Here is a 12,132-nt window from a genome sequence, read left to right as displayed (position 1 = left end):
TTTCGTATGGAGATTTTAGTTAAACTATCTTCTTTTATAATTCCGGGAGTAATGCTTTTTATTACAATATACGGAATTAAAAGTAAGAGAAATATATATGATGATTTTGTTTCGGGAGCAGCAGATGGGTTAAAAACAGTGGTAAAAGTTTTGCCAACGTTAATTGGACTTATGGTTGCTGTAGGTGTTTTAAGTGAATCCGGCTTTATGGAATTTTTAGGAAAATGGTTGGGAAAAATAACTAATCCTTTAGGTTTTCCGGGAGAACTTATGCCGGTTACAATTGTAAAAATATTCTCTTCATCGGCAGCAACGGGTATGGTTCTTGATATTTTTAAAAGATATGGCCCTGATTCATATCTTGGTATAGTTACTTCATTAATGATGAGTTGTACGGAAACTATATTTTATACAATGTCTGTATATTACATAACTGCAAAAGTAACGAAAACAAGATGGACTTTGCCTGGTGCAATTTTGGCAACAATTGCTGGAACAATTGCCAGTGTAATACTTGCAAAATTAATGTAAATACTATATATTTTGATTAGATATTTGTCAGAAAAATAAAATATATAGGAGGCAAAAATGATTTATACAGTTACATTTAATCCATCTATTGACTACATTGTTTCAGTGGATGATTTAAAGTTAGGATTGGTAAACAGAACATCAGAAGAGCTTTTGTTCCCGGGTGGAAAGGGAATTAATGTATCAATGGTTTTAAGTAATCTTGGGTTTGAAAATACAGCTCTTGGATTTTTAGCAGGATTTACAGGTGAAGCTATTGAAAGCATGTTAAAGAGCAACAGAGTAAATGCTGATTTTATACAGGTTGCAGAAGGCATTACAAGAATTAACGTTAAGATTCGTGCTCAGCAGGAAAGCGAAATTAACGGTATGGGACCTGCAATTAAGAAAGAAAACATTGACGAATTATATAAGAAATTAGATCAGTTGCAGGATGGTGATATTTTAGTTTTAGCGGGAAGTATCCCAAGTGTTATGCCGGAAACAATGTACAGTGACATTATGGAATATTTACAGAACAAGGATGTTAAGATTGTTGTTGATGCAACTAAGGATTTATTACTTAACGTTCTTAAATATAAACCATTCTTTGTTAAGCCAAACAATCATGAATTAGGTGAAATTTATGGTGTTGAATTAAAGACAAGAGAAGATGTTGTTCCGTATGCAAAGAAGATGCAGGAAGAAGGCGCAAGAAACGTTCTTGTATCAATGGCTGGCGAAGGTGCTGTATTAGTTGCTGAAGATGGACAGGTTTACAAGAGTCCATGTCCAAAGGGCAAGGTTAAAAATTCTGTAGGTGCAGGAGACTCAATGGTAGCCGGATTTATTGCAGGTTATTTAGAAACAGGCGACTATAAGGAAGCACTTAGAAAAGGTTTATTAACAGGTAGTGCAAGTGCATTTAGTGATAATTTAGCAACTAAGGAAGAAGTTGAAGAATTAGGCAAGACTTTCCAGTTAGACTAAGTATTAAACAGAATTAGAGAGTCTGATTAATAAAATAATTAATAAATAAAATCACTCTGAAGTATAATATTTTAGTTTATGGGTGAAATTTAATTAAACTAAAGCTTGGTAAAATTTAATATATTAATTTATAAAATGAGCAGAAACTCTAATTAGAAGTTGGGTGTGTTGACATTCAACTATAATTTGGAATTTCTGCTTATTTGCTTATGTAATGTTAATAATAATATTCTAACCACTTCTCAACTACATCAAAGCTTGTAGGTCCAATAGTTAGAAAACTATTATGAAATCTTTTTGTATCGAATTCTACTCCAAATTTTTTCGTGAATTTATTCTTTAGATTAATAATTTCTAAATAGCCAACATAGTATTGCAAATAATTTGCAGGCTCTTCAATTACAGCCTCGTAAATTGAATTACAGGCATTGTCATCAAAAATACTATAAGTTGACAGAAACTTTTTTGTGCCCTTACGGTTCCAACCTTCATAGTTAATTCCAATATCACAAAGAGAATAGAGAGCCAATGAGTATGAAGTGTTACAACTTAAAGCTCTGGCAACAATAGAGTCTTTGTATTGATATTTATAGGAAAAAATTTCCGTATAAGTTGCCCAACCTTCGGAATAGCCACCAAAATTTAATATGTGCCTAATGGGAGAAGGATTAGTTGAGGCAAAAAAATTGTTTTGATACATATGTCCCGGTATTCCTTCGTGTGCTAAAGTGGCATAAAGATTTTGCCCTTTATTCTTTTTTGAATTATTAATATAAATATTGTTTTTGTTCTTACTGTCAATTGCCGGTGACAAATAAAAAGCAGGACTTAAGTGTTTTTCTAAGGTTTTATCAACATACTTAATATTAAAAGAGTAATTTTGTTTTATTTGAAAATCCCCGGAACTTTTTTTCGTAAGTTCTTTTAAAATATCTTTTGGAGATTTAGCCACTGACAAACGTTCAGCAGCGTCCAACTTCTTATCTAATGAAGGACTTATGCTGTACAAAGAATAGAGACTTTTCATATCCTTTGTTATCTGTTCCTGAATCATTGCTTTTATCTCTAATATGTTTCTGTTACTACCGGTATAGGTTTTAACCAGATACTCGTAATAATTTTTGCCGTTTGGCAAATTACATAGACCACCTTGGTTTTTACAATAGCCCTGCTTCATTAGAGAGGAGAGAGTACTAATAATGAGATTGTAACCTGAGATTACACTGTTTTGTAAATATTTTTTATTTTGTGCAATAAAAGCCTGTTTTTGTGACCCACTTAAAAAAGAACATTCATTGATTTTTTGTACAAAAGATTTGTGTAGAAGGTTATTTTCAGGGACTTTGTCACCAACAAAATCCTGACATTGGTTAATTATGTTTTTGCAACAAAATGAGCTGATAAACACATTTTCCTTTGCTTTCAGTTTTTGAAAATCACAAATGTCCTTAAAGTAGTCGTAAACCTGGGACAAAAGCTTTAAATATGTGGTAATGTCCTGCTTGTTTTTAAAAGTATATTCAGAAAAAAGTATGGGAAGTTGGGACTGAAGACCTGTTGTGGGACTTAATATTTCTGAGCATAAGCATAAATCAGCAAAATCAAGCTGATTATTAAAATAACCGGCTAAGGTATCGTATGTTATTTTCTGTTTAACAGATAATTGATTATAATTGAATTTTTTTAAAATATTAATTTGGTTTATGTAGAATTTCTGACTATCCATCATGGATTGATAACTGTATTCTCCGAGAGTTGGTTCTTTCACATTAATATTCCATTTTTCCGGGTGTTCCAAATAAAAATGCAAACTTAAGTAGTCATTAGACAGATTAATTTTAAAAAGCTGATTAGTATACAAGTCAAAATTATACTGATCCTGATTTTTGTAATGGGGTGTTGAATCCGCATAATCGTTACTTGGGGAATGATTATAAAAAGCTGCAAAAAAGTAAGTTATGAAGATAAAAGTAACTAAACCAATAATAAAAACAGCTAAAAATTTTTTTGATTTTAACATTGAGTTTATATTTTTCATTTGAGGCTCACCGAAAAACTAATTATTATAGAATATGGAAAGTCGCGTAAAATTATGATATTTTAGAATAGTATGATAAAATATCATTTAGTAAAGGGAAGAAAGAGGTGGATTATGTCAATTTTAATGTTACATCCAGTATTTAAGGATGCCATTTGGGGCGGTAAACTATTAAAAAACTTTGGATACGAAGAAGCCGGGGATAATGCAGGCGAGTGTTGGGGAATCAGTGCTCATCAAAACGGAGACTGCACAGTTGCAAATGGAGAATTTGCAGGCAAAAAGCTTTCATGGTGTTATGAAAATCATAGAGAATTGTTTGGAAACATAAAAGAAGATGTTTTTCCTTTATTAATTAAAATAATTGGAGCAGAGGATGATTTAAGTATACAGGTTCATCCTAACAACGAATATGCAGCAGAACATGAAAACGGTGCATTAGGAAAAACAGAATGTTGGTATATTTTAGATTGCAAAGAAGATGCTACTATTGTTATTGGTCACAATGCCAAGGACAAAGCAGAGTTAGAAGACATGATTAGAAACAAAAAATGGAACGACTTAATCCGAGTTATTCCAATTAAGAAGGGAGATTTCTTCCAGATTAATCCGGGATGTCTTCATGCTATAAAAGGTGGAACTTTATTAATAGAAACACAGCAAAGCAGTGATGTTACTTACAGAGTTTATGACTATGACAGACTTCAGAATGGTAAGCCAAGGGAACTTCACGTTCAGCAGAGTATTGACTGCATTACTGCACCACATGTTGACTATAACGAAGAAAAAGTTGTAGAAAAACATGATGGCATGACTAGCGAAAAATTAGTTACATGCCCATATTACACATTGGAAAAATGGGACGTTGATGGAGAATATGAATTCAAGATGGACAAGCCATTTTTAAACGTAAGTGTAATTGACGGTAAGGGAGAAGCTGACGGAATTAAAGTTAAGAAGGGGGATCACTTTATAGTTCCTGCAACAATGGACAGTTGCGGTTTTTCAGGAAAAATGACAGTAATGGTATCTTACTGCTAAAGAAAAAAGAAAGTTGGGGAATATATGTTATCAGAAAGAGGACTTCAGATAATTGAAAAGTTAATAGATAACAATCGTGTGTCGATTACATCAAAGACTCTTGCATTATATCTAGGGGTGTCAGAAAGAAGTGTAAAAACTTACATTAAGGAAGTGTCTGATTTTTGCGAAGAACACAAGATGATATTAGAAAGAAAGCCGGGCATAGGTTTTGTTGCTAATTTTACAGACGAGCAAATCAGTCAGATTAATGAATTAAAGAGAGACAAGAAAATCGTAATGTCTAAACGCCAGAGAATGGGATATATTATGTATATTCTTTTAAGTGGCTGGGACACATATACGTTATCATTATTTTCAGAGGAATTAAATGTCAGCAAAAAAATGATTGGTGACGACATTAATTCCATATCAAAAGAATTAAAAAAATACGGAATCAAAATTAACAGAGTGGCAGGACATGGTGTTTTTATAACAGGAGATGAATTTTCCATTAGAAAAGCCATGAAAACATGCTGCACATACGCAATCGGAAGCAAGGTAATAGAGGAAACTTACGATTACCGAATGAACATAGAAGAAGAGGAACTTTGGATAAATAACTTTGGAAAAGATAATTTTGAAAAATCAATAGAAGTTATTCATGCGGTAGAAGAAAAGTTTGACGTGGCATATACGGACTATAGTTTCAGAATGTTGGCAGAATATTTGTCTATTCAGTTGTTCAGAACAAGAATGGGAAATGTAATAACTGAGGACATTTATATTCCTGAAACATTTAATAGAAATGAGAGTCTTGTAAATATGGTTGTGGAACATTTTGAACAGCTAGGAAAAGTAAATCTAAACGAATATGAGAAGCAGTATATTGATATTTTATTTGCTTCAGCAGCAGTGCAAACTGCGGAAAATGCAAATAAAGTCCACATGATTTCAGAATTTGAAGAAAAAAATAAAGAAATCTGCGAGGAAATGCTGGAATATCTTTCAGAAATTTTGAATATAAATCTTTTAGACAATGAATTATTAAGGACAAGTTTGGAAGGTTTTATACCGGCATCAATTGTTAGAACAGCTTATGGAATTGAAGTTAAGAATCCGTTCTTATCAGATATAAGGGAAATGTATTCGGGAATTTTCGCCACATGTTTTACATTAGGAAAATTCTATGAGGAATACAGTAAATCCATACCTACAGATCATGAAATATCATTTATTGCCCTATATTTAGGTGGTGCTTTGCACAGAAATGTTAAAAATGTGAAAGCTGTTTTAATTGGAACAAGCGGTATTGCAGCAGCAAATATTGTCGCCAGAAAAATAGAAAGTAAAATATCTGATATTAAGATTGTAGCCATACTTTCATCAGGCAAAATAGATTGTATTGACGATTATGAATTTGATATTGTATTATCAATGCTTCCAAACTTCAAATACAATGACAAAGTTGTTTATATTTCACCAATTGTAAGTAAAACTGACGAGAAAAATATAAAGGATGCCTGCTTTGAGACTCTGTCACATCCGAAGCTTGAAAAAGATAATTTTACGGATATGATAGACAAAGATCATATTCTTTACGTTGAGGAGAAGGTCGATAGAGATTTTGTCTTAAAAGCAGCCTGTAAACAATTAGTAAACGAGGGATATGTTACTAAAGAGTTTTACAATGATGTTCTAAAAAGAGAAAACATTGAGCCTACTGCAATTGGTAACGGCGTAGCAATTCCTCATGGAATGCCGGGAAATGTTATTAAGCCAAAAGTATATGTTATTAGTTTAAAGCATCCACTTAATTGGGGTGGGAAAATGGTAAACGTTATGTTTTTACTTGCATTAAACTTCAATAACGTAACAACAACAAAGGCATTTTTCTCAGATTTTGCACGAATTGTCGGTTCGGAAGAGAAACTTGAGAAGTTCAAAAAATTAGACAATGTTCAAAAAATGGAGCAAAATCTTAAAGAAGAGTTGCATTGGAAGTAAAAAATATAAGACAATTAAAAATGTTTCAATCCCAGTGGATAAAAAGCTTATTGAAAATTGCACTAACTTTAGTGCAATTTTCTTTTTTTGCGACAATTGAAAAAAAATAAATATGTAGCTAGAATAAAATCACGCAGAGGTGATAACTTAAAGAGAAGGAGGACAAAATTTTGGCTAAAGAACTTATGAACGAAGCAATCGTAATGTTCGATGTTGAAGCTAATAGTGCTGAGGAGGTAATCAGACTTATAGCTGATGCAATGGACAAGGACGACAGACTTATTGACAAGGAAGGATATGTAGCGGACGTTTTGGCTAGAGAGGCAAGCTCAAGTACAGCAGTAGGTTTCTCAGTTGCTACACCTCATTCAAAGTCAGTACATGTTAAGGAACCATCACTTGCATTTGTTCGTCTTGCTAAACCAATGAAGTGGGATGATTCAGAAGAAGTTGATATGGTATTCCAGATAGGTGTTCCATCACCAGGACAGGGTGACAGACATCTTGAAATTTTAGCTGGTTTGTTTAGAAAAGTTATGCATGATGACTTTAGAGAACAGCTTGCTAATGCAAAAACAGCCGATGAGGTTATTAATCTTATAGGCGCAGTTTAAAACCTAAATAGGTAAAAGATTATGTGATAGGAGAAAAGTTATGAAAGAATTAGTTGATATTTTAAAACACACTAAAACACATCTTATGAATGGTGTATCTTACATGATTCCAGTTGTTGTTGGTGGTGGTATTTTAATGGCTATTGCCGTTTTATTAACAGGTCAAGGAGTAGCTCCAGTATGGGGTTCAGGAATTCCTTACTGGTTATGGACAATCGGATCTGATGCTCTTGGATTAATGTGTCCTGTATTCGCAGCATACATTGCTTATTCAATCGCTGACAGACCTGGTATTGCAGTAGGTATGGCAGGTGGATTTATGGCATTGAACATTCCTACAGGTTTTGCTGATGGCGCTGTTAAAACAGCTTCAGCAGGATTTATCGGAGCAGCTATTGCTGGTTTACTTGGTGGTATTATTGCTCATTACTTAAAGAAGATTCCACTTCCTAAGTCAATGCAGTCACTTAAGTCAATTATCATCATTCCAGTAATTGGTGTATTGGTAGTTGGTATTATAATGTTTGCATGCGGAACACCTATTGCAGCATTCATGACATGGTTAGAAGATGTTATGAGAAACATGGCTCACGGAGATCATGGAAACTTAGCACTTGCAGGTATTAGTGCTTTAGCAGCACTTATGATTGCAACAGACCTTGGTGGTCCTGTAAATAAAGTTGCTTACTCAATCTTAATGGTAGCATTTGTAGGTACAGGTATTTATACATTTGCAGCTCCAGTTGGTATTGCTATTTGTGTACCTCCAATTGGATGTGGTGTTGCATCATTACTTTTAAAGAAGAAGTTCTCAAAAGAAGAACAGGATGCAGGTATCGGTGCTATAGCAATGGGCTTCTGTGGTATCACAGAAGGTGCTATTTCATATACAGCAGCAGATCCTGCAAGAATGATTCCTATTAATATGATTTCATCAGCAATTGCCGGTGGTATCGCAGGATTCCTTGGAGTTGGTGCTAAGATGTCAGCTTGCTGGGGAGGTTTAATCGTAGCTCCTGTTATTCAGGGTGAAAGCTTCTTAGCTGGTTGGCCATTTTACATTATTTGTATCTTAATTGGTGTTGCAGTTTATGTACTTCTTTGTGCATTACTTAAGAAAGATTATGTAGCTCCAGAACCAGAAGATATGGGAGATATTGATATCTCATTTGAATAAGATAAAGTTTTTGAATTACAACTGAACACTAAATGAGAACCACTTTTTAGTGGTTCTCATAAATTAAAAAAATAAAATTATTGTATGAAAGAGAGTGATTAGATATGAAATTTTTAGCAGTTACAGCTTGCCCATCAGGGGTAGCACATACTTATATGGCAGCTGAAGCAATTCAGCAGGCATGTGAAAAAGCAGGAGTTGAATGCAAGGTTGAAACACAGGGTTCAATCGGAATTGAAAATCAGATTACAAAGGCAGATGTAGAATCAGCAGATGCTGTTATTCTTACAACAGATATGCCTATTAAGAACGTTGAAAGATTTGACAACCTTAAGAAAGTAAAAATTGGAATCAGCCCAGCAATTAAGCAGGCAGATGCTATTGTAGCTAAAATGATTTCAATGCTTAATGCATAAATAAAGTTTATAAAGGATTAGCCAAAATCCTGCTTTTATGAAGCGTTATTACTTGATCGATTATAGGCATTTATGATCATAGAAATGATATAAGGCAGGTAGTTATTGCCTGCCTTATAAAAAAATATAAAGCACATGAAAGACTTTAATAATGATATAGGAACGATTAATTAAAGTAGAAAATTATTGCATAAGCAATTAACATATATGAATTATTAAAGAAAAAAGAGAGAGATTTTTAAATTAGGAGGAAATTAAAATGGTAAGTAGAACATTAACAGTAAACAATCCGGAAGGATTACACATGAGACCAGCAGGAGTTGTAGCAAAGGAAATGGGAAAATTCGCATGTGATGTTACAATCGTATTTGGAGATAAGAGAATCAACGCAAAGAGCCTTATTAATATTATTTCAGCTTGCATTAAGAAAGGTGCAGAAGTAACTTTCGAATGTGATGGAGCTGACGAAGAAGAAGCAATGGCAAAAGTTGTTGAATTAGAAAGCCAGAATTTTGGTGAATAAGAGGTAAGATTATGTACAAGGGTATTGCAGGTTCTGAGGGAATCGGAATCGGAAAAGTTGTTATAATTGAAGAACATGAAATTAACATTGAAAATAAGAAAGTAACAGATACTGATAATGAAATTAAACGTCTTCAGGATGCCATTGAGAAGTTTGTAGAAATTACAAATCAGATGGCAGAAAAAATGGATGTTACAGTTGGCAAAAAAGATGCAGATATTCTTAGAGGACATATCCAGATGCTTCAGGATCCTATGATTGAGGAGCAGATTTCTACTCTTTTAGTAGCTGAAAAGATTACAGCAGAAATGGCTGTAGACCAGGTTTTAGAGCAGACAGCAGAAATGTTTGCACAGATTCCTGATGAATTACTTCAGCAAAGAGCAACAGATTTTAGAGATATTAAAACAAGAATGATTAAAATTCTTCTAGGTATTGAAGAAGTCGATATATCACAGGTACCAGCAAATACTGTTTTGGTTGCCAGAGATTTAACACCATCAATGACAGCAGGAATTAACCCTGATAATATTGCAGGAATTTTAACAGAAGTAGGTGGTAGAACGTCACATTCAGCAATTCTTGCAAGAGCAATGGAGATTCCAGCCGTACTTAGTATCGAAGGTATTTGCAGTATTGTTAAAAACGGTGACGTAGTTGCGATAGACGGTACAAGTGGAGAAGCAATTGTAAATCCTGATGAGGATACTGTAAAAGAATATGAACAGAAATTAGCTGATTACAAGAAAGAAAAAGCTTTACTTGCAGAGTATGCCGGAAAACCATCAGTAACAAAGGATGGTACAAAGGTTGAATTAGTTTGCAACATTGGAAAACCAGAAGATGCAAAGAAAGCTGTTGAATGTGATGGCGAAGGAATTGGTTTATTCAGAACTGAATTCTTATTTATGGATAGAGACAGTGTTCCAACAGAAGAGGAACAGTTTGAAGCTTACAAGTCAGTAGCTGAAACAATGAAGGGTAAACCGGTAATCATCAGAACATTAGATATTGGTGGTGACAAGGCTATTCCTTATTTAGGATTAGAAGAAGAGGAAAATCCATTTTTAGGATTTAGAGCTATTCGTTATTGTTTACAGAGAACTGATTTATATAAGACACAGCTTAGAGCTTTAGTAAGAGCAAGTGCATTTGGAAAGATTAAAATAATGGTTCCATTAGTAACTTGTGTGGACGAGCTTCGTAGCGTTAAGGCAATGGTTGCTGATATTATGAAAGAACTTGATGGTGAAGGAATTGCATATAACAAGAATCTTGAGATTGGTGTTATGATGGAAACTTCAGCAGCATGTATGATTGCTGATATCTTAGCAAAAGAAGCAGCATTCTTTAGTATTGGAACTAATGACTTAACAGGTTATACAATGGCAGTTGACAGAGGAAATGCTAAGGTTGCATATCTTTACTCAACATACCAGCCGGCTGTACTTCGTTCAATTAAGAGAATCATTGAATGTGGTAAGAAGGAAGGCATTATGGTAGGTATGTGTGGTGAAGCAGCAGCAGATTCTAAGTTAATTCCATTACTACTTGCATTTGGTCTTGATGAGTTTAGTGTAAGCGCAACAAGCGTATTAAAGACAAGAAAGACGATTTCAAATTGTACAGTAGAAGAATGCAAGGCATTAGCTGACAAGGTAATGCAGTGCAATACTGAAGAAGAGGTTTTAGATATTTTAAAATAAAGTTAGCATAGCATAAACTCCCCCGGCGCGTGTACCAGATAGTTAATTGAAGGTGCACGCGCTTTGGAGGATTTTTGTATTTATAAGGTAAATATGCTAATATGAGTAATGGTTCATAAATGCAGGAAGTTATTTTTTATACTATGAAATTACGTGCTAAATTAATGTGTGCTTTGTGTTAGGAGTAGCATAAACTACATGTTACATTAAATAACCAACCTTGCAGGATATGATAATATACAAAATATACACAATAGGCAGGAGGATAAGATGGACATTAAACTTATTGCAACAGATGTAGATGGAACTTTAGTAGGGGCAGACCATATGGTAATTCCAAAGGTAAACATAGAAGCAATGAATATGGCCAAGGAAAAAGGAATTATTAACGTTATCAGTACAGGTCGTTCACTAAGTTTGACAGCAGGTGAAATCGAAAAATTAGGTTGTATTGACTATGCTGTAATTTCAAATGGTGCGGCAGTTGTAGACTTAAAAGACAACAGTGTGATGACAAGCTGCTATTTAGATAAGAAAAAAGTAGAAGAAATTGTAAATATTTTTAATAAATATCCATTAGTATATGAAATTTATGCTGATAAAAAAGGGTTTATAAGCCAATATACATATGATAATTTCAGAAAATGTTCATTACCAAATGAATTCATGGATTATTATAAAACAAAAATGGAAATGTATGATGATCCAATGGATGTTGTTAGAAACACTAATGTTGAAAAGTTTAATGTGGATTACACACCCGAAGAATGTATTGAAGATTTATATAAGGATTTAGAAAAAGTAACAGATATAGTTATAACAGCCGGCTTTAAGGGAAATGTTGAAATTACAGCAGTTGGTGCAGACAAGGGAAAAGCACTTAAGTTCCTTTGTGACGAGATTGGTGTAGACATGAAGAATGTAATGGCATTCGGTGATTCAGGAAATGATGTAACAATGTTGACAGAAGCCGAAGAGTCCTACGCTATGGTATCAGGAAACGAACTTGCAAAAAAAGCGGCAAAGTATGTAACAAAACTTTCTAATGAAGATGGTGGTGTTGGAGAAACAATAAAAGAGTATTTGACAAATACTGAAAAATAAATGAAAATAGAACTATCAATACTAAGG

At 33.8% G+C, this 12,132-nt stretch carries 11 protein-coding genes; 10 read left to right on the top strand and 1 reads right to left on the bottom strand.

Annotation, left to right across the window (positions count from 1 at the left end):
- The first annotated feature begins 6 nt into the window (after window positions 1-6).
- Entirely contained in the window at window positions 7-531 is a 525-nt protein-coding gene (locus tag ACZM4J_RS08895; RefSeq protein WP_022165987.1) for a spore maturation protein, read from the top strand.
- Window positions 532-588: 57 nt separating this feature from the next.
- Window positions 589-1,500, top strand: a complete 912-nt coding sequence (gene pfkB, locus ACZM4J_RS08890) for a 1-phosphofructokinase (protein ID WP_022165986.1) — start codon at window positions 589-591, stop codon at window positions 1,498-1,500.
- Between the two features lie 217 nt (window positions 1,501-1,717).
- On the opposite strand, the gene ACZM4J_RS08885 is transcribed toward pfkB, so the two are convergent.
- Entirely contained in the window at window positions 1,718-3,538 is a 1,821-nt protein-coding gene (locus ACZM4J_RS08885; RefSeq protein WP_428245059.1) for a DUF885 domain-containing protein, read from the bottom strand.
- A gap of 114 nt (window positions 3,539-3,652) precedes the next feature.
- Here ACZM4J_RS08885 and manA point away from each other — a divergent pair, with 114 nt between their 5' ends.
- The 8 genes from manA to ACZM4J_RS08845 all read left to right on the top strand — a co-directional run bounded on the left by manA (window position 3,653) and on the right by ACZM4J_RS08845 (window position 12,105).
- On the top strand, window positions 3,653-4,579 hold the full coding sequence (manA, locus tag ACZM4J_RS08880; protein ID WP_022165984.1) for a mannose-6-phosphate isomerase, class I: 927 nt from the start codon (window positions 3,653-3,655) through the stop codon (window positions 4,577-4,579).
- Window positions 4,580-4,603: 24 nt separating this feature from the next.
- Window positions 4,604-6,565: a BglG family transcription antiterminator gene (locus ACZM4J_RS08875; protein WP_428245058.1), complete on the top strand. Its 1,962-nt coding sequence runs from the start codon at window positions 4,604-4,606 to the stop codon at window positions 6,563-6,565.
- A gap of 170 nt (window positions 6,566-6,735) precedes the next feature.
- Window positions 6,736-7,179 (top strand): PTS sugar transporter subunit IIA, encoded by a 444-nt coding sequence (locus ACZM4J_RS08870; RefSeq protein ID WP_022165982.1) that lies wholly within the window; start codon window positions 6,736-6,738, stop codon window positions 7,177-7,179.
- A gap of 40 nt (window positions 7,180-7,219) precedes the next feature.
- The gene (locus ACZM4J_RS08865) at window positions 7,220-8,356 is read left to right on the top strand and encodes a PTS fructose transporter subunit IIC (RefSeq protein WP_489485992.1); all 1,137 of its coding nucleotides are present in this window, start codon (window positions 7,220-7,222) and stop codon (window positions 8,354-8,356) included.
- A 104-nt stretch (window positions 8,357-8,460) separates the two neighbouring features.
- A complete protein-coding gene (locus tag ACZM4J_RS08860) occupies window positions 8,461-8,772 on the top strand; it encodes a PTS fructose-like transporter subunit IIB (RefSeq protein ID WP_022165980.1) in 312 nt (103 codons plus the stop codon).
- Window positions 8,773-9,031: 259 nt separating this feature from the next.
- Complete coding sequence (locus ACZM4J_RS08855) at window positions 9,032-9,295, top strand: HPr family phosphocarrier protein (protein ID WP_022165979.1); 264 nt, start codon at window positions 9,032-9,034, stop codon at window positions 9,293-9,295.
- Between the two features lie 11 nt (window positions 9,296-9,306).
- Complete coding sequence (ptsP, locus tag ACZM4J_RS08850) at window positions 9,307-11,001, top strand: phosphoenolpyruvate--protein phosphotransferase (protein ID WP_022165978.1); 1,695 nt, start codon at window positions 9,307-9,309, stop codon at window positions 10,999-11,001.
- 270 nt (window positions 11,002-11,271) lie between these two features.
- Window positions 11,272-12,105 (top strand): Cof-type HAD-IIB family hydrolase, encoded by an 834-nt coding sequence (locus ACZM4J_RS08845; protein WP_022165977.1) that lies wholly within the window; start codon window positions 11,272-11,274, stop codon window positions 12,103-12,105.
- The last annotated feature ends 27 nt before the right edge of the window (window positions 12,106-12,132 follow it).

The organism is Eubacterium sp. (assembly GCF_057858645.1).
This window is presented reverse-complemented; position numbering and strand designations above follow the sequence as displayed.

What these genes read in the sequence shown, in the direction of transcription:
- ACZM4J_RS08895 (WP_022165987.1), top strand. Translation starts at nt 7, where the DNA reads ATGGAGATTTTAGTTAAACTATCTTCTTTTATAATTCCGGGAGTAATG.
- pfkB (WP_022165986.1), top strand. Translation starts at nt 589, where the DNA reads ATGATTTATACAGTTACATTTAATCCATCTATTGACTACATTGTTTCA.
- ACZM4J_RS08885 (WP_428245059.1), bottom strand. Translation starts at nt 3,538, where the DNA reads ATGAAAAATATAAACTCAATGTTAAAATCAAAAAAATTTTTAGCTGTT.
- manA (WP_022165984.1), top strand. Translation starts at nt 3,653, where the DNA reads ATGTCAATTTTAATGTTACATCCAGTATTTAAGGATGCCATTTGGGGC.
- ACZM4J_RS08875 (WP_428245058.1), top strand. Translation starts at nt 4,604, where the DNA reads ATGTTATCAGAAAGAGGACTTCAGATAATTGAAAAGTTAATAGATAAC.
- ACZM4J_RS08865 (WP_489485992.1), top strand. Translation starts at nt 7,220, where the DNA reads ATGAAAGAATTAGTTGATATTTTAAAACACACTAAAACACATCTTATG.
- ACZM4J_RS08860 (WP_022165980.1), top strand. Translation starts at nt 8,461, where the DNA reads ATGAAATTTTTAGCAGTTACAGCTTGCCCATCAGGGGTAGCACATACT.
- ACZM4J_RS08855 (WP_022165979.1), top strand. Translation starts at nt 9,032, where the DNA reads ATGGTAAGTAGAACATTAACAGTAAACAATCCGGAAGGATTACACATG.
- ptsP (WP_022165978.1), top strand. Translation starts at nt 9,307, where the DNA reads ATGTACAAGGGTATTGCAGGTTCTGAGGGAATCGGAATCGGAAAAGTT.
- ACZM4J_RS08845 (WP_022165977.1), top strand. Translation starts at nt 11,272, where the DNA reads ATGGACATTAAACTTATTGCAACAGATGTAGATGGAACTTTAGTAGGG.